Origin of the sequence: Myxococcus sp. MISCRS1 (genome assembly GCF_026626605.1) — a bacterium.
In the GTDB taxonomy this organism is placed as follows: domain Bacteria; phylum Myxococcota; class Myxococcia; order Myxococcales; family Myxococcaceae; genus Myxococcus; species Myxococcus fulvus.
Map to the genome: position 1 here is coordinate 2,196,931 of NZ_JAPNKB010000001.1, position 16,190 is coordinate 2,213,120.

Below are 16,190 nucleotides of genomic sequence, written 5' to 3' on the forward strand. Positions count from 1 at the left end.
GGTCCTCTCCCGGGGTGGGTGGGTTCATGGGTGATACGCAGCGGAAATATCCCGGTTACACGGGTCAGGTGGGTGCGGCTCCAGCCCTCACGGAGGCGGAGGCCGCCGCGCGCATCCACGAGGGGTTCCCCTCGCTCGCGACGGCGCGGGTCATCCACCTGGGCGAGGGCCTGGACCATCAGGCCTTCGAGGTGGATGGACGCTTCGTCTTCCGTTTCCCCAAGAGCGACGAAGCCGCCTCACACCTGGCCTGGGAGGCGCGCCTGACGGCGTGGCTGGCGCCCCGGCTGCCCCTGCCGGTCCCCCTCTATCGATTCCTCGATGGCCCGGCCGAGGGCCTCACACCGGGCCTCGGGGGCTACGAGAAGCTGCCCGGAAGACCCGCGTTGCTCGTCGACGCGGGTCGGCTCGGACTGTCCAGGTTCGGACGTGAGCTGGGGGCCTTCCTGGGGGCGCTCCATGCGCTCGGGCCGGCCGAGGCCATGCGGCTCGAGGTCCCGGAGGACGACGACCCGGAGCTCGAAGCCTGGTCGGCGGCCGCCGTGGAGGAGCTGCATGTCGCCGTCGAACACGGCCATGTCGGAGCCCAGGAGGCCACGGCGTGGGAGCGGCGATTCCTGGAGCGCCCCACGGAGGGACGCGGCGCGCCCCGGCTGCTCCATGGAGACTTCGCGGCCGAGCATGTCCTGGTGGATGCCCGGGGTGCCCTCACTGGCGTCATCGACTGGAGCGATGCGTGCATGGGAGACCCCGCGAGGGACCTCGCCGGGCTGCTCCACTGGGGCGGCGCGCCCATGCTCGCCTCCGCGATGGAGACGTATGGCGCGGTGAGCCCCACCGTCCTCGCGCGAGCACGATGGTTCGCCGCTTGCCGCGCGGTGGCGGACCTCGCCTTCGGGCAGACGCAGCGGCGACCAGAGTACCTCTCCGCCGGTCAACGGGCGCTCACCCTGCTCACGGAGCCCTCGTCCTCCCTCGACTGATTCACGGGACTCGGGTGCTGTCGCGCAAGGCCTGCTGAGCCTCGTTCGTCCGGGAGCGCTGGTGGTGCTCGACGAGGTCCAGCGCGACGTCCAGCGTCCCGTCGACGGCGCGGTTGACCCAGCGGACCATCCCATACGTACCGGCCAGGGTCGTGTCCTGGAGGGACTGCAGGACACCCAGGGGGGCGTCGAGCGCGGGGATGAACCGCAACACCTGGAAGGGCTTCGCGGCGGTGGAGCGGTGGATGCGCTCCACCGCCGTGGCGCCCTGCTCCACCGCGTCCCGGACCAGGTCCTTCACTCCACGCAGGCGATTCATGAGGCCTCCATCGTGAGCGACGCGCGCAGCCGTTCGTAGACCGACGCGTGGTGGGCGAGCGTGACGTGGTCGATACCCGCGACCACCTGGACGTTCTGCGCAGGAAACAGCGGGCTCGAATCCCGAGGCCCGGTACGACCCGAGGCGCTCGCCAGCGAGACGACGCCGTCACCGAACAGGGCGGAGACCCACCGCCCCTCCTGCCCGAGCGCGCCGACGATGAGGTGGTGGGCGATGCCCTGCGGAGGCCGCAGGGGCGTGCATGGCGTCGAGGTGTCTTCCCAGTCCTGTCGGCGGAGTCGAGCGACGCCCAGGTCCTTCACGCCGCTGCTGCGCAGGTCGACGACGTCGGCGACGAGGCGCGTGTAGGGGTTGGGCACGGCGCGGAGCACCTGGGCGACGACGGTGCCCATGCGCTCCAGGGGGCTGCCGAAGTGGGGCACGCCGATGGAGCAGGAGCGTCTCACGAGGCAGAGCCAGGGCAGACCCGCCTCGTCGGCGAGGTGGCAGGCGCTGCGCAACACGAGGCCGCCCATGCTGTAGCCGACGAGGACGAGCTCGGTGATGGGGACGGGGAACTCGGCGACCAGTCGCTGCAACAGGTGCGCGAGGGTCTCTCCGTTGTCGGAGATGTGCAGGCCCGTGTTGTAGCGGAGGTAGAGCGGAGTGAAGCCCGCGTCACGCTCCAGGAGGGTGCCGTAGTCCGTGGTGGGCTCGGAGGGAAAGGCCCAGACGGCCTCGGTCACGGCGAGCCCGTGGACCCACAAGGCCACGCGCCCCGTGGAGGTCGGATGCGCGGCGCGCAAGGCCTCGCGCTCGACGGGGAGCGGAAGGCCCTGGTGATAGAGCCCCATGGGCGTCGCGAGCGCGTTGTTCTGACGGTGGAGATAATCCCCCAGCACGCCATTGAGCACACCGAGCGCCACGTCGACCTTGCCGACACTTGCCATTCATCACCTCCGCGAGGACAGTGACACGTCGCGTCATGGATGTCGAATCACGGCCCGGTGCGGGGGGAGCGGTGACGGAGGGATTCGAGGCCAGCGTGCTGTTCCAACCGGCGGACAGGGCCCTCACTCCCGCCCCCCGATGGTGCGCAACGGCCGGGTGCGCTCGCCGGGCGCCGATGAAGGTTTGAATAGAAGAGACGGAAGGCGGCCATGTCCCCCTGGGTCACCACGCGGTCTCCGGCGTTGCGACACACCCCGTCGAAGACGACCTTGTTGGCCTGTCCCAGGGTGGCCACGGAGAGGCACGGGCCAATCACCGAGCCGTCCCGGTCGACCCAGACATCGAAGAACCAGCGGCCCGACGTGTCATTGAACGTGGCCGCGTCGATACGGATGTTCCGGTTGCAGCCCTGGGGCAGGCAGGCGGTGCGGGTGGAGGTGCGTCAGGTCGCGCGTCTCATGGATGGGGAGCTGCCACCCGTTGCCGGTGCCGGACAGGAAGAACAGCTCGTCGTGCTCCTTGTGGATGTCGGGGTCCGCCATCCCCGCAACGAGCAGCGTGCGCCGTCCAGAGTCCTCGCCGCGCGTGGCCCGGGCGCCCCTGGTGAAGCATGGACAGCGGGATGACGGCACGAGCGGTGCTCATGGTCTTCCTCCTGACGACAGCGTCTTCGATTCACTCCTGCGCGTCCGTGTCGGGAACGGCGATTTCCTGGCGGTCGAGCAACCTCCGGAGCTGGGTGCGGTGCATCCCGAGCGCGCCCGCCGTGGCGGTCACGTTGCCTCCGTGCTGGCGCAAGGCGTGTTCGATGCGGGTGCGCTCGTCGGCGGGCAGAGGCTTCGCCTTCGAGGGGCCTTTCCGAGGCGGTGCGCGTGGCGCTTCGGCGGGCTGTGACAAGGCCTGCCCGAAGGCCACTCCGGCGTCGGGCTTGAGATGACCGCCCTCGACCCGCGATGCGCCTTTCCGCTGCGCCGCATGTTCGGCGACGCCCAGCTCGGACATCAGCTCCCGGATGTTGCCGGGCCAGGGCCTGCGCAGACACTCCTCGACCAGCGAGACGTGCAGGCGCCTCCCGGGTGACAGTCCTCGTTCGAGCAACAGGGGAATCTCCTCGGGGCGCTGGCGCAGCGGCGGCAGGGTGACGTCCGGTCGGCCGATGCGGAAGTACAGGTCCTCCCGCAACCGTCCGTTCGCCACCTGCGCGCGCAGCGCCTTGTTGCTCGCGCAGCAGACGTGCAGGTCGACCCGCTGCGCCTTGGACGCGCCCAGCGCAGTCACCTCCCGGTTCTCCAGCACTCGCAGGAGCTTCGCCTGCACCGCCAGGTCCAGCTCGACGACCTCGTCGAGGAACAGGGTGCCGCCATCCGCGGACTGGAGATAGCCCTGTGCATCCACGTCGGCCCCCGAGTACGCCCCCTTCCGAGCACCGAACAGCAACCGCTCCGCGAGACTCTCGGGGATGGCCGCGCAATTGACGGCGATGAAGGGGCCACTCCTCCGGGAGGAGAGGGAATGGAAGGCGCGCGCCACCCCCTCCTTGCCGGTGCCACTCTCTCCATGGATGTACAGGGAATGGCCGAGGCTGGCCTGGGCGACCTCCCTGAGCAGGCCTTGCATCGCGGGCCCTCGCACGAACTGCTCCACGACCTCGACCCCGTGCGCCTCGAGCGGCCGCAAGTCCAGGCTGGGAACGAACAGCGAGTCTCCCATGCGCACCACGCGCCGGGCCTCATGGGCAGTCCCCTTGGGAATGGCCGCTCCATCCACGAATGTGCCGTTCTGGCTCCCCAGGTCCGTCACCCAGAAGCGCTGCCCATCGAAGCGGACCTGGGCATGGCGCCGCGACATCTTCGCGTCCTGGACCTCTCCCAGCGCGGCGACGCCTCGCCCCAGCTCCAGCGCGCCCTCTTTCAGGCGCAGCGCCACGGCCATGGCCCTGCCCCCACCAAAGAGGCGCATCAGGCCCGGGACACGCGCCTCTGCGTCCGTGCCCCCACCAGCGCCCCCGCGGCTCGCGCGCAGCGTCGACCGCTCCTGTTCCGTTTCCATGACGGCCATCCTATGCCTGTGTCACGGCACACTTCAGGTGGCACCACCGTTGACCTTCCGGGGCGGCCAGGGAGGCCTCAAGAATTCGGGGTCCTCGCCGTCTCATGGCGTGGGATTCGCCAAACAAGCCATACGCCTGGATGGAATGGACATGCCCCTGAAGCAAGCCCCCCGCCCCTCCGTGTCCGACTCGCGCGCGCGGTCGCGGCTGCTGTGTCTCTTGATGTTGTTCCTGGTCCCAGGGGTCAGCGGCTGCTGTGCATGGTTTCCCGGGAGCAAGTCCTGCGTGAAACCCACGCCGCCTCCCGGAGAGCCCGACCCCAACGAAAGCCTGCCCGTGCGGGACTGTGGCGTGGAGACCTGTGAGCTCGGAGGGAGGGCCCAGCCCCTGACTCCCTGGGAATGTCCGACGGGACAACCCAACTGCCAACCTCCCGAGACGAACGGACTGGGCATCTACGTCATCGAGGGCGGAAACTACTGCTTCGTGGTGGATGGCAGTCCACGCTTCTGTCCCGAAGCCTTCGAGAACGTTCCGGCCTCGGCCAGCTTCCCCCAGCCCTCTGTCCGATTGATGGGCCGAGACCCCACCCGGCGAGGGGACAGGCTCGGCGCCCACACCGTGAGCGGGCTCATTCAGAACCCTCAGGCTCCCGGCGGCGGCGAGGGCGTCCGGATTCACAGCATCCAGGCCACGGGCACCCAGCTCACGGTGAACTACTGCTCCCAGTCAAGCCCCTGCCTGGACAGCGCCACCGGGGTCCGCTCCCTGAGGGGCGAGGAGCTCCACCAGCTGAAGCTCGTGATGCTGCTCCCAGCCGACGACGGCGGCGGGCCCAGGAGAGCCGTCATCCTCGAGCTGGCCGTGACACCCCGCGCGGATGCGTCGGCCCGGGTCCACGCGTACGACGTCCTCTATCGGGAATACGGGACCGGACTGCCCTGGCTGAATCACTGCGCGCCGAGGGGCATCACCGCCCCCGACAGGGACCCCACTTCGTTCCTGCAGGGGCTGCGCATCAACAGCGTGAACGCGGCCGTCGAGCCCGTCCCCGCGTGGACCACCATCGGCTGTGAGTCGGGCGCCATCGTCACCTGCCTCGACTGGGGCTACGCCCCCTGGAGCCCCGACACGGGCGGCTACGACGTGCTGCGCGGCCATGTCTTCGGCTCGTGCCTGCAGGCCAAGCGCGCCGCGTACTTCGTCGGCCGCGGAGACCTCGCGAGCTACACCCGGAACGGCACGCGCATCGCCAGGCGCGACGAGTTCGGCCTGGGGAGGAGCGCGAACAACCACGTCGAGGAGCTGCGCACGCTGGAGGCCCTCTGGAGTCCCCGGGGCGCGGTCTGCCTCAACGCGGAGAATCGCCGGGTCCCCGACATGCCCCTGCCCGAAGGCCTGCACGGGATACCGCCATGCCCCAGGCCCCCCACGTGGACCCCGGCGGGAAAGCTCGCCACGGGCAGGCTCACCCCGGCGCCGGACTGAGCCCCGCCTCGCGGAGCGCGGCCGCGTGCTCCCGTCGGAGCAGTGGATTGAGGGTGAGGGCCTTCACCAGTGACTCACGGGCCCGACGCAGCGGCTCGGCGCGCTCCGCCTCCGAGCGTGCCAGCCGTGCCTGGAGCAACAGCAGCCCTCCGCGGACGGCGTGGGCCGAGGCCAGCTTCGAGTCCAGCGTGAGCGACAGGTCCACCTGCGCGAGCCCCTCGGAGATGAAGCCAGGGGCCTCGCGGGGTGACACGGCCTCCGCCAGACGCAGGCAGGCTCTCGCCAGCTCCTGGTGGGAGTCGTTGTAGGGCTGGATGTCCACCGCCTTGCGCGCTTCGGCGCGGGCGCGCTGGAGGTGCTGGAGTCCGGAGCCCCCGTTGCGTCGCGCCCAGGTGGCCTCCACGAGCGCCAGCCGCGCGCGCAGCACCTGGCAGTCGGCGCAGCTCGCATCCCCGCGCGACGCGGCCGCCAGGGCTCGCTGGCCCGCCTGGAGCGCGGCACCGGGGTCCCTGTCTTCTCCCACGGCCTGGGTCGCCGAGAACAGGTGCCCCATGGCCAGGGAGAAGTGGGTCCGCCCGAGGGTCGGATTGATGGCGAGCGAGCGCTCGAACCAGCGGGAAGCACGCTCCAGCGGCGCCCGCGCATCCGCTCCCGAGGCGACGAGGTACTCCGCGCGAAGCAGCTCCGAGAGCCCCAGCTTGTTCAGCGCGGAGTGGAAGTTGCCGTTGATGGCGAGCGCGGCCTCTCCCGCCGCGAGGGCCTTGCGCACCTCGGGCTCCGGGTCCAGCCCCCGCGAGAGGCCCTGCGCCGCCATCGCGTTGTGCAGCTCCGCCAGGTTCGAGTACCCGAACACGTATCTCGGGTCGTACCTCACGGCCAGACGCAGGAGGCGCTCCGCCTCGGCATAGGCGGCGGACGGGTCCTCTCCGCGCTCACGCTGGCGATTGCCTCGCCAACGATGCACCAGCGACAAGTCATTGAGCCCCCAGGGGTATTGGGGCTGGAGCTCCAGGGCCCGGCCCAGGCGGGAGATGGCCTCGTCCCAGGCGGGCTCGGGGTCTCGTCCCTCCCAGGAGGCCTGGAGCCCTTGGAAGAAATGGCCGACCCCCAGGATGTCATGTGCCTGGATGTCCCGAGGAGACAGCGCCACCGCGCGCGCCGCGGTCTCAAGGCAGTCGGTGAGGATTCGTTTCGGGTCCGGCCCCTCGCCTCCGGGATTCGCGGCGCGGTAGCGATTGAGGAGGATGAAGGCCTTGCGGGTGTATGCGGCACCGCGAGACGGCGCGGCCAGGAGTCCCTGCTCCGCCGCGGCCAGCGCCTTCTCCAGCGATGCGCGGGGAGACTGGCCCTGGCGCCGGTCCAGCTCCGCCTCCTGCAACCCCACCTCCGCCAGCGCCTCGTAGCTCCGCGCGTCGCTGCGTCCCAGCTCCACGGCGCGCTCATGGAGGCGACGGGCCTCGTCGAGCCCCGAGCGCGCCTTGTCGTATTCGCCCCGCTCCAGCTGCTCCATCGCCCGCGCATGCGCCACGTCTCCCGCGAGCTTCCGGGCCTCGTACAACCACGGAGCCTCGGCCTCGGCGAGCAGCGCGGCCCGCGACGCCGCGTCGTAGTCACGGCGATAGAAGGCAATCAGGCCCTCCAGATACCGGGGGGACTCCAGCTCCAGCACCCGGCTGTGCTCGAGCGATTGGAGCGCGGGCTGGAGGTACTGCTCTTCGACGGCACGCTGCCGCGCCGCGACCCACGTCGGGTCTCCACCGCGCCGCGCTTCCTCCATCGCCTGGTGGTAGCGCTCACCGAGGACCCGGCCCAGCGCATGATGAAGCTCCGGCGAGTCCAACCCCTTCTGTCTCGCCTGCGTCAGCGCCTCGTGGGCCTGCTCCAGCTCGTGCAGCGCGAGGTGGCCCCGCCCCAGCGCGTACTGGACGAGCGCGTCCCCAGGCTCCCCCAGCGTGTGCCGCCAGGCCGCGATGCGCGCCATGCGCTCGCGCACGAGCTGCTGCTCCCGACCGGTGTCGTGCAAGGGAACCGTGTAGGCCATGCGCAGGAACCACTCGATGTCCTTCACCTGCTGGCCCAGCTGCTCGGCCATCCGCGCACGCCCCTCCGATTGCAGTCGGGCATGACGCGCCTCCAGGCGGGAGGTGACGCCCAGGACCGCCAGGAGGAGGATGCTCGCGAGCGACACGGCGGAGACCGCCACCAGGGCCCGGTGCTTGCGCGCGCGGCGCCAGAGTCGGGAGAGCAGGCCCGGACGTTGCCCGAGGATGGGCTCTCCGTCGATGTAGCGCCCCAGGTCCTCGGCGAGGGCGCGGGCCGAGGGGTAGCGCTGCTCGGGGTCCTTGCTCAGGCACTTGAGGACGATGACCTCCAGGTCACCGGGCAGGTGCGGCACGAGCGTGCGCAGGGGCGGCGCCTCCTCGTGGAGCACCTTGTTGAGGGTGCCGACGAGCGTCGTGTCCGAGAACGGAGGCGCGCCGGACAGCAGCTCATGGAGGGTGGCGCCCAGGCCATAGACATCCGAGCGCCGGTCGACCGCCCGCGTCTCTCCACGGGCCTGCTCCGGTGACATGTACCCGGGGGTCCCCATCACCGCGCCGGACCGGGTGAGGCCCTGCTCGAGGCCGGACTCGTGCGCCAGGCCGAAGTCCATCACCACCGGGACACAGCTCCCGTCCTCCCGCCGTCGCACCAGGATGTTGGCCGGCTTGAGGTCGCGGTGGATGACACCGAGCCGGTGCGCCTCATGCATCGCGGCGGCGACCTCTCGCATCACCTGGACCTTCTCCGGGAGCGACAGCCCTCCGGCGACCTGGTCGAGCCGTGGGCCCTCGATGAGCTGCATGGCGATGTAGTCGCGGCCCTCCGCGTGGCCGACTTCGTACACCGCGCACACGTTCGGATGGTCGATTCGCGCCTGCGCCCGGGCCTCCTGGAGGAAGCGCATCACCCGGTCCGGGTCGGCGCCTCGCACGAACTTCAGCGCGACGGTGCGGCCCAGCCGCCGGTCCCAGGCCTTGTGGACCTCGCCCATGCCACCGCGGCCGAGCAGCGCCAGCAACGTGTAGTGGCCCACGGAGGAGTCCCCCTGGAGCCCGGTCTCCCCTGCCCCCGGCGCGATGCTGCGCTCCGCGGTGGGCTGCGCCGCCTCCGGAACATCCTCCCGGTCATCGTCCACGTGTTCCCCCTGGCAACAGGATAGCCCATGGCAGTCGCCCCAGGCGCACGGCCCCGGCCATCCGGGCACGGTGTGCCCGGCACCGCGCGGAACTGTGCCTGGACCGTGCCTGACAGGCCGACGGTCGCGTGGGTCCAGAGGGAGAGGCCCCTGGAGACCGCGGCATCCGGCCAGGCACGCGGGCTGCAATCCCTCGCACCCGACGCGGATGCATGGAGAAGGCGTCACGACGGACGCCTCAACTCCACACACCCACGCTCATGCCGCCGAGCCGAGAGGCCGGCTCCGGCAAACACACTCACGTGCCTCGAAGCATCTCCACTCCCAGAAAGCGGAACCCATGACCCATCACATGAAGACCCTCGTTGCATCCGCGCTGGCGCTCGCCAGCGTCGCCGGCACCGCCAACGCCCGCTCCGTGGCCGGGTGGCACGGCAAGCCGCAGCTCCAGGTGGACGGCGCCTGCATGGGCGAGTCCTGGACCACGCAGACCAACAACTGCACTCGGGCCGTCACCCTGTTCTTCCCGACCACGGTCGACAGCTCCGGTAACTACCGGCTCGTCGTGAACGCCTATGGCGCGACCACCGCCAACAACGTCGGCTGCCGGTTCTTCGGCCTCACCAGCGATGCGACGGGCATGTACTCGGTGCCCGTCACCTACCTCCCGAGCTTCGGCACCAACCAGAACATCTCGCTCGGCCCGGTGTACGCGCCTTCCGGCGGCACCCTGAACGTCGCGTGCACGCTCAGCCCCGGCGGACGCGTGAACAGCGTGAGCTGGTTCCAGTAGTCGCCTCGAGCCGCCGCCATCCGCCGTCCAGGTGGCGGCGGCTCAATCCTCCGAGGTCATGACCATGAAGCCCCGGCAACTCTTGACGGGCGGCGCGCTCGCCTGCGCGTGCGCCACCGTGCTGTTCGTCTACCAGCGACACGAGAGGGACGAGCTCCTTCAGCGCGCCTCCACGTCGGAGCCGCTCGCGGCCCAACGACAGGAGCCGGCCCCTGCTCCCGAACCCACGCCGCCCATCCGCCTGCGCGAGGCGCGCGTCGAGGCCGCCGTCCCTCCGCCCCTGGCCCCCGGGCCCACGGCCCCCGAGCCTGCTTCTCCGCCACGCGATTCCGCGGTGACGCCACCCCCTTCGCCCGTGTCCACGGCGCAGCTGAGACAGCGCCTCGAGGCCTACTTCGGAGATGAGCCTTTCGACCCCGCCTGGGCTCGGAGCGCCGAGCAGCACGCGAAGGACGGCGTGAGGGCCGCGCTGCCAGACCCCTCGCAGCTCAGGTCCGTCGAATGCAGGGGCAGCCTGTGCCGCATCGAGACGGAACATGGAGACAGCGAGCAATCCCTCACCTTCGTGCAGGCGGCGTTCATGGATCCGAAGCGACAGGTGTGGAACGCGGCCTTCGTGACGGTGCGCGGTGAGGACTCGACCGACGACAGAATCGTCACCGTCACCTACCTGGCGCGCGAAGGCGTGGAGCTTCCCATGGAGCGACTTCTTTCTCCGGGGACCGATGACACCCAGGCCTTCCAGTAGCCGCCACGACGGGGGACGCCTGCAGCAGCCTCAAGGCAGACAGGCGTCCTCGCGGCCCCAGCGGTTTCGCTGGAAAGTCAGGGTCAAGGAGTGATTCCAGGGCCTGTCCGAATCAGGTCCAAGTTCGCCCTATATCCCCTCCATCGTGTGCGTTCAGGGGCCCGAGCCGGGCCCTCGACCTCCTGAACGGAGCCGATGGCATGAGTGAGCAGGGACAGAACGACGGGGCGCGGGACTTTGACTTCCTCATGGGACGCTGGCGGGTCCAGAACCGTCGGCTCAAGGAGCGGCTGACGGGTTGCACGGAGTGGCTGCCCTTCGAGGCCACCGCGGAAGAGCATCCGCTGCCCGGCGGGCTCGGCAATCAGGAGACGTATCGCAGTGAGTTCTGGCCCGGCTTCGTGGGCCTGGCGACCCGGGTCTACAACCCGGCGACGAAACAGTGGTCCATCTCCTGGGTGGACAATCGCAACCACACCGTCGACCCGCCGGTACTGGGCGGCTTCGTGGGCGACGTGGGCCAGTTCGAAACGAACGACACCTTCGAGGGCCGCGCCATCCGCGTCCGCTTCACGTGGACCCGGCTGGGCCAGGACACCGCGCGCTGGGAGCAGGCATTCTCGCCAGACGGAGGCCGCAGCTGGGAGACCAACTGGGTGATGGAGTTCACCCGCCTGGAGGAGTGAGGACGTCCGCCGCGCCGATGCGCGCCGCGTCCGCGCTCAGGGATGGGACGTCGAGGCGGGCGCGGCCATCCGCACGCGGACGCCGAAGCCGAGCCACAGATGAACGGTGCGCTCGCGGAGGCTCTCGTCGCCCGTGCGGCCGTTCATCTTCACCTCGAGCGAGTCATAGCGCCCGCCCGAGCAGCTGACGAAGAGCCCCGCCCAGAAGCTCCCACCGAAGTTCCTGTCGAACCCGGCCTGGAGCGTCACGTCCGGTCCCGAGTAGGCGATGTCGATTCCTCGCACGTTGAACGAGGCCCGCTCGTAGCCGAGCGCCACGCCCGTCCAGGGGTTGTAGGGCCCCGAGGGAATCCAGTGGTAGTTCCCCTGGAGCCCGAAGCGCAGGTGGCGGCCCGGACACGTGTCGTCGCTGGAGCAGCGCAGCCGCATCTGCGCATGGGAGAGCTGGAGCCAGGGGCCGAGCTCGACGTTCGAGCCGATTCGCACGGTGGGCTCCACGATGGCGGCGAAGAGCCCCTTGTAGACCTCATACAGATAGAACGGGTCCGGCGAGCCATCCATCTGCCCTCCCGGCATGAGATAGCCCGCACGCACGGAGAGCCCCAGCCAGCGCGGAAAGTCTGGGTCACCCTCCGTGGGCACCTGCGCGATGGCCATCGAGGACACCAGCAGTGACACCAGGGCCAGCATCCGCGCGGTGGGACGAGAGAGCTTTTGCATGTGTGGGCGTCGGGTTATTACGGTCGCTCGACAGTCGTCAACCCAAGGCTCCCGGTGTCTCCCTTTCGCTCCTCCTCCGTGCCGCGGCTGTTCATGTTGGTGGCTGTCGTCCTGCTCAGCGCTTGTGGTGGCCCTTCCGCCGAGGAGGACCTGCGCGTCTGCGCCGAAGTGGAGTGCACCGCCGGCCGCTGTGTCGCCGAGGACGGAGCCCCCATGTGCCGCTGTAGCGCCTTCGAGGAAGCCGCCGGGCTCACCTGCACCATCGCCGCCTTCCGCCCCTCGGACGACCACGGCGACACGGTGGAAGCCGCCACCCTCCTGGCCCCCACGACGGATTTCCAGGAGGCAGACATCCATCCCGTCTTCCGGAACAAGGTGGACCGGGATGTCTTCGCCGTGCCCCCGCTGGCGGGTCATGGCTTCCGCTTCACCCTGCGTCCCGGAACGCTCACCGCGGTGTCCCATGAGGTGCTGGATGCGCAGGAGCGGCGGGTCCACGTGAGCTCCTACCGCGCACCGGAGGGTGAGGTCCTGGAGTTCGTCTCCACGCCGGAGGCGCCCCGGTTCATCGCGGTATCCTCCGGGACGGGCCGCGAGGGCGCGGGGACGTACGCCTACCGGTTGGAGGACCTGGGCAAGGATGCGCACGGCGACACGCCCGCCACGGCGACGCCCATCACGGTGCCGAGCGCGCCGTTCCTCGTCGCACTCGAGTTCGCGGAGGACAGCGACTTCTTCTCCTTCCGCACCGAGCCGGGGCGCGGCTTCCGGTTCTCCTGCGAGGCCGAGGTCTCGGTGACCTTGTGGGACAGCGCGGGCGCCCAGGTGCAGGGCAACGGAGGGCGCACCTCGGTGGGCCAGCTGAGCCAGGAGGCGAGCACCTGGTACGTGCGCGTCTACAAGGGCAGCAAGGTGTTCAACACGCAATGCCAGCTCGACGACCTGGGGCCCGACGAGCACGCGAACGGGATGCTCGGCGCCACCCCGCTCCCCATGGGAGTCCCCGTCACGGCGCGGCTGCAGGGCACCAACGACGTGGATGTCTTCTCCTTCGAGGCAACCCAGGGCCACGTCTACACCCTCGGCGACTCCCCCGCGCGCGAGCGCCTCATCCAGCTCACGGACGCGGCGGGCACGGTCCTGACCGAGACCGCCTGGGGGCGCATCGTCCTCGAAGCGACCTCGACGGGGCGCTACTTCGTCTTCGCGCGTGCCCTGAAGGAGACTCCCTGGTGGAGCGACTTCCAGGTGGAGCTGCAGGACCTCGGACCGGATGACCACGGCGACACGGCCGGGACCGCCACCCGCGTCGAGGTGGGACAGGTCGTCGAGGGGCTCATCCACAGCTCCACCGACCTGGACGCCATCGCGCTGCAACTGGATGCGGACGGCGTCTATCAGGTCACCTGCACGCCCGACTGCTCGCTGAGCGCGAGTACGCCTGGCAGCACCTTCCCCTTCCGCATGCATATGACCTCGAGCAAGGGCGTCTGGAAGGCGCACCTGCTGGCATCGACGCTCGTCACCTTCATCATCGACTCGCGCTCCGCGCCCTACGCCTTCACGTTCCGGGTGGAGCGGGTGGGGACGGATGACCATGGCGACGACGCGGCCCACGCCACGGTGGTGACGCTCCCGGTGAGCCTGGAGGGCGTGTTCGAGCTGGGCTCGGACCTCGACGAGCTCGCCGTCACGCTGGAAGGAGGGACGACCTACGTCGTGTCCTCCAACGGAGCGACCGTGCAACTGTTCGACGTCGGGGGCGCGAACGTTCCTGTCGTCTACGACGCGGTGACGAGGACCCGGCGCGTGACGACCACCGCGCCAGGGCTCCACCGCGTGGTGCTCTCATCGCAGGACCCACTGGTGGGCATCGCCAAGAACTGGAGCTTCACCCTGAACGCGCCGTGAGCCATGACAGGCGGCCGGGCCCGTAACGAGCTCTCCAGGCCCCCGCCTGCCCTGGGATTTCCATCCAGCCAACCTTCGCGCCTACACTGACGTGACTGTGCGGAAGTTGGGGGGACGGATGATCCAGCAAGAGCGTCAGGCTGAAGCGAGTGTCTTGGATTCAGGGCCAGGAAGCAGTCGCGGAGACGGATTCTGGCAGACCTTCCGGGTCGCGCTGGGCGTCTTGCTGTTCACCGCCGCGGCAGGGCTCCTGGGGGTGTACTACCTGGGCGCGCTCTGGCCTGGGACGTGGACCGACACGGTTCAATCGTATCTGCGTGAAGGCAAGGTACCGACCACCCCATCCGGCTCAAAGGGTCAGGACGTACCGGGCGCTGAAGCGGCCGCACAGCTCAAGACGGCCTCGGGAGGCGAAGCACCCCCTCCCGGTGAAGCGCCCCCGCAGGAGAACCGCGGCAAGCCGAAGGGGACGGGCGTGCTCCTGACCTTCGTGGTCCTGGTCCTGCTAGGGATGCTCTGCCTGCAACGCCAGCTTCAGGGCGAGCGGACCTTGTGGGGGCTGGTGCTGGTGGCCATGATCTTCGTGGCCATGGCGAGCAACCTGCTGCCTCGGTACGCATTCTGGACCTGGGCGCTGTCGGCACTACCCGCCCTGCTGGTCATCCACCACGGCTTCTACCTGGGGCTCATCAAGCCCCGCCTCATCTCACGAGAGATGCTGAATAGCTTCGGCCAGCAGGAGCGGGCCGACCTCAAGGAGATGGTCGAGGCGAATGACCGTTACTTCAATACGAGCAACATCGCCCTGCGCTACGGGTTGCCCGCGCTGGCCATCGTCGCCACGGGGGCCGTCGCCGCCTTTGTCCTCAATCCCGTCTCGGAAGGCGCGCTCAACGTCGTGCTCGTCAAGAACGGGGCGCCATTGATTTCCGACACCACACTGGAAGCAGCCCGCCTGGGCGTGGCTGGCGCGTACGTCTACGTGCTCCTCTACCTGGGCCAGCGGGGCTTCCGACATGACATCACCAGCGGCGCGGCGCTCTGGTGCGCGGTCACCCTGGCCCTGGGGCCCATCATGGCCGCGGCCTTGTCGAAGGTCTGGGTCGCGGGCGTGGGGGCCTCCGGCGAGTCCACCGGCTGGGGCACCCAGGCTCTGTACCTCGGGGTGGGCATGGCGCCCCGGTATGTGGCGCAAGCCATCGCCCAGCAGGCGCAGCGACTCGGGAAGGGGGCGGCGCCGTATGTTCCACCCGCCCGCTCCATGCCGCTCGCGATGATTCGCGGCGTCACCCCGCAGATAGATGAGCGCCTCCAGGAGGAGGGCATCCACGACGTGGTGGGGATGGCGATGGCGGACCCGCTGCGGCTCCAACGCAACACCAACTTCGACAAGCACCAGATTCTCGGATGGATTGACTCCGCCCTGCTGGCCCAGGCGCTTCCCGAGACCTGGGAGGACCTGGAGAACAAGGGCCTGCGTGGCGCCAGGGACCTGGTCTGGTACGTCACCGGCGCAGTCGAAGAGAAGGCCGCGGGTCTTACCGAGCTGGCGAAGACGGATGGCCTGAGTGAGCTCCTCCTCCGGAACGTAGCGCAGCGCCTGCTGCACGATGCCCAGGCCCAGCGCATCCAGTTGCTGTATCAGCTCGTGGAGGATCCCTCGGCGCGCGAGGCTGAAACCCGTGACCTGCGCGACGCCATCGTGGCGATGTCCGCCAGCATGGGGGCGCTGCCCGAGGCACAAGGGGATCAACCCATGTCACCAGACTCCACGACAGCGACTGCGGTGGTCCCGCTGTCGACGGCGCCTGTCGCACCCAAGCAGTAGCGGAGCCTCTCCCCGACCGAGGGTGGGCGCGCGCTCCCCGTATCGCGCGCCCATCACGCGGGTGAGGACGCAGTGCGAGAAGGACTGGACGCGGCCCGCCACCTCGGTTTCGAGCGTCGCGGGCAGCGCTCTCTCCAGTCTCAGTCAGTCAGTCAGACAGACCCACTTGTTGTGGGGAATGGCCTGACAGAAACAATAACCCGGAGCGCCGTTGGCCCAGGTGCAGCCAATCTCCCGGTCCGGGCTGCAGACCCTGCCCTGGAGGGACTCGCAGGTAGCAGCCTGCGCGGACACCTCCTGCTCGGGAAGGGCGCCGGTCTCGGTGCCCTCCGCAACCTCTGCTCCGCCACATCCCATGATGGAAACGAAAGCCGCGAACGCCAGTACACGACGAACCATGATGGAAACCCCGTTGCAGTTGTAGCCCTCGAATCCAACTGCGGGCCCGCACCTTGGGTCAAGTCCCACCCTCCTGACGCATTGCGCCCAATGTCCACCTGGCGTCAGAAGTCTGGTGAGACATCTGGCCAGAGGA

At 69.6% G+C, this 16,190-nt stretch carries 13 protein-coding genes; 7 read left to right on the forward strand and 6 right to left on the reverse strand.

Annotated features, from left to right (window positions below):
• Positions 1-26 precede the first annotated feature (26 nt).
• Entirely contained in the window at positions 27-983 is a 957-nt protein-coding gene (locus OWM54_RS08260) for a phosphotransferase family protein (protein WP_223785232.1), read from the forward strand.
• A gap of 1 nt (position 984) precedes the next feature.
• Here OWM54_RS08260 and OWM54_RS08265 read toward each other — a convergent pair whose 3' ends face one another.
• The 4 genes from OWM54_RS08265 to OWM54_RS08280 all read right to left on the reverse strand — a co-directional run bounded on the left by OWM54_RS08265 (position 985) and on the right by OWM54_RS08280 (position 4,302).
• A complete protein-coding gene (locus tag OWM54_RS08265; protein ID WP_223748828.1) occupies positions 985-1,302 on the reverse strand; it encodes a hypothetical protein in 318 nt (105 codons plus the stop codon).
• Positions 1,299-2,252, reverse strand: coding sequence for an esterase/lipase family protein (locus tag OWM54_RS08270; RefSeq protein ID WP_223785230.1), 954 nt, complete (start codon positions 2,250-2,252; stop codon positions 1,299-1,301). The genes OWM54_RS08265 and OWM54_RS08270 overlap by 4 nt, the downstream gene beginning before the upstream one ends.
• Before the next feature lie 366 nt (positions 2,253-2,618).
• Positions 2,619-2,795 (reverse strand): hypothetical protein, encoded by a 177-nt coding sequence (locus OWM54_RS08275; RefSeq protein ID WP_267697140.1) that lies wholly within the window; start codon positions 2,793-2,795, stop codon positions 2,619-2,621.
• A gap of 133 nt (positions 2,796-2,928) precedes the next feature.
• Complete coding sequence (locus OWM54_RS08280) at positions 2,929-4,302, reverse strand: sigma 54-interacting transcriptional regulator (protein ID WP_267697141.1); 1,374 nt, start codon at positions 4,300-4,302, stop codon at positions 2,929-2,931.
• Between the two features lie 151 nt (positions 4,303-4,453).
• Here OWM54_RS08280 and OWM54_RS08285 point away from each other — a divergent pair, with 151 nt between their 5' ends.
• Complete coding sequence (locus OWM54_RS08285; RefSeq protein WP_267697142.1) at positions 4,454-5,791, forward strand: ADYC domain-containing protein; 1,338 nt, start codon at positions 4,454-4,456, stop codon at positions 5,789-5,791.
• Here OWM54_RS08285 and OWM54_RS08290 read toward each other — a convergent pair.
• A complete protein-coding gene (locus OWM54_RS08290) occupies positions 5,772-8,969 on the reverse strand; it encodes a serine/threonine-protein kinase (protein WP_267697143.1) in 3,198 nt (1,065 codons plus the stop codon). The genes OWM54_RS08285 and OWM54_RS08290 overlap by 20 nt on opposite strands.
• Before the next feature lie 352 nt (positions 8,970-9,321).
• Here OWM54_RS08290 and OWM54_RS08295 point away from each other — a divergent pair, with 352 nt between their 5' ends.
• From OWM54_RS08295 to OWM54_RS08305, 3 genes are all read left to right on the forward strand, one after another.
• Positions 9,322-9,762, forward strand: coding sequence for a hypothetical protein (locus OWM54_RS08295; RefSeq protein ID WP_223748822.1), 441 nt, complete (start codon positions 9,322-9,324; stop codon positions 9,760-9,762).
• Positions 9,763-9,826: 64 nt separating this feature from the next.
• Positions 9,827-10,510: a hypothetical protein gene (locus OWM54_RS08300; protein ID WP_223785226.1), complete on the forward strand. Its 684-nt coding sequence runs from the start codon at positions 9,827-9,829 to the stop codon at positions 10,508-10,510.
• 200 nt (positions 10,511-10,710) lie between these two features.
• Entirely contained in the window at positions 10,711-11,196 is a 486-nt protein-coding gene (locus OWM54_RS08305) for a hypothetical protein (protein ID WP_267697144.1), read from the forward strand.
• Between the two features lie 36 nt (positions 11,197-11,232).
• Here the strand turns inward: OWM54_RS08305 and OWM54_RS08310 are convergent, their stop codons facing one another.
• Positions 11,233-11,916, reverse strand: coding sequence for a hypothetical protein (locus tag OWM54_RS08310; RefSeq protein WP_267697145.1), 684 nt, complete (start codon positions 11,914-11,916; stop codon positions 11,233-11,235).
• Between the two features lie 54 nt (positions 11,917-11,970).
• On the opposite strand from OWM54_RS08310, the gene OWM54_RS08315 reads away from it, so the two are divergent.
• Both OWM54_RS08315 and OWM54_RS08320 read left to right on the forward strand, forming a co-directional pair.
• Positions 11,971-13,827, forward strand: coding sequence for a hypothetical protein (locus OWM54_RS08315; RefSeq protein WP_267697146.1), 1,857 nt, complete (start codon positions 11,971-11,973; stop codon positions 13,825-13,827).
• Positions 13,828-14,302: 475 nt separating this feature from the next.
• Positions 14,303-15,655 (forward strand): hypothetical protein, encoded by a 1,353-nt coding sequence (locus OWM54_RS08320; protein WP_267697147.1) that lies wholly within the window; start codon positions 14,303-14,305, stop codon positions 15,653-15,655.
• Positions 15,656-16,190 lie beyond the last annotated feature (535 nt).

Excerpts from the sequence above, each read along its gene's own strand:
- OWM54_RS08260 (WP_223785232.1), top strand. The coding sequence starts at position 27 with ATGGGTGATACGCAGCGGAAATATCCCGGTTACACGGGTCAGGTGGGT.
- OWM54_RS08265 (WP_223748828.1), bottom strand. The coding sequence starts at position 1,302 with ATGAATCGCCTGCGTGGAGTGAAGGACCTGGTCCGGGACGCGGTGGAG.
- OWM54_RS08270 (WP_223785230.1), bottom strand. The coding sequence starts at position 2,252 with ATGGCAAGTGTCGGCAAGGTCGACGTGGCGCTCGGTGTGCTCAATGGC.
- OWM54_RS08275 (WP_267697140.1), bottom strand. The coding sequence starts at position 2,795 with ATGGCGGACCCCGACATCCACAAGGAGCACGACGAGCTGTTCTTCCTG.
- OWM54_RS08280 (WP_267697141.1), bottom strand. The coding sequence starts at position 4,302 with ATGGAAACGGAACAGGAGCGGTCGACGCTGCGCGCGAGCCGCGGGGGC.
- OWM54_RS08285 (WP_267697142.1), top strand. The coding sequence starts at position 4,454 with ATGCCCCTGAAGCAAGCCCCCCGCCCCTCCGTGTCCGACTCGCGCGCG.
- OWM54_RS08295 (WP_223748822.1), top strand. The coding sequence starts at position 9,322 with ATGAAGACCCTCGTTGCATCCGCGCTGGCGCTCGCCAGCGTCGCCGGC.
- OWM54_RS08300 (WP_223785226.1), top strand. The coding sequence starts at position 9,827 with ATGAAGCCCCGGCAACTCTTGACGGGCGGCGCGCTCGCCTGCGCGTGC.
- OWM54_RS08305 (WP_267697144.1), top strand. The coding sequence starts at position 10,711 with ATGAGTGAGCAGGGACAGAACGACGGGGCGCGGGACTTTGACTTCCTC.
- OWM54_RS08310 (WP_267697145.1), bottom strand. The coding sequence starts at position 11,916 with ATGCAAAAGCTCTCTCGTCCCACCGCGCGGATGCTGGCCCTGGTGTCA.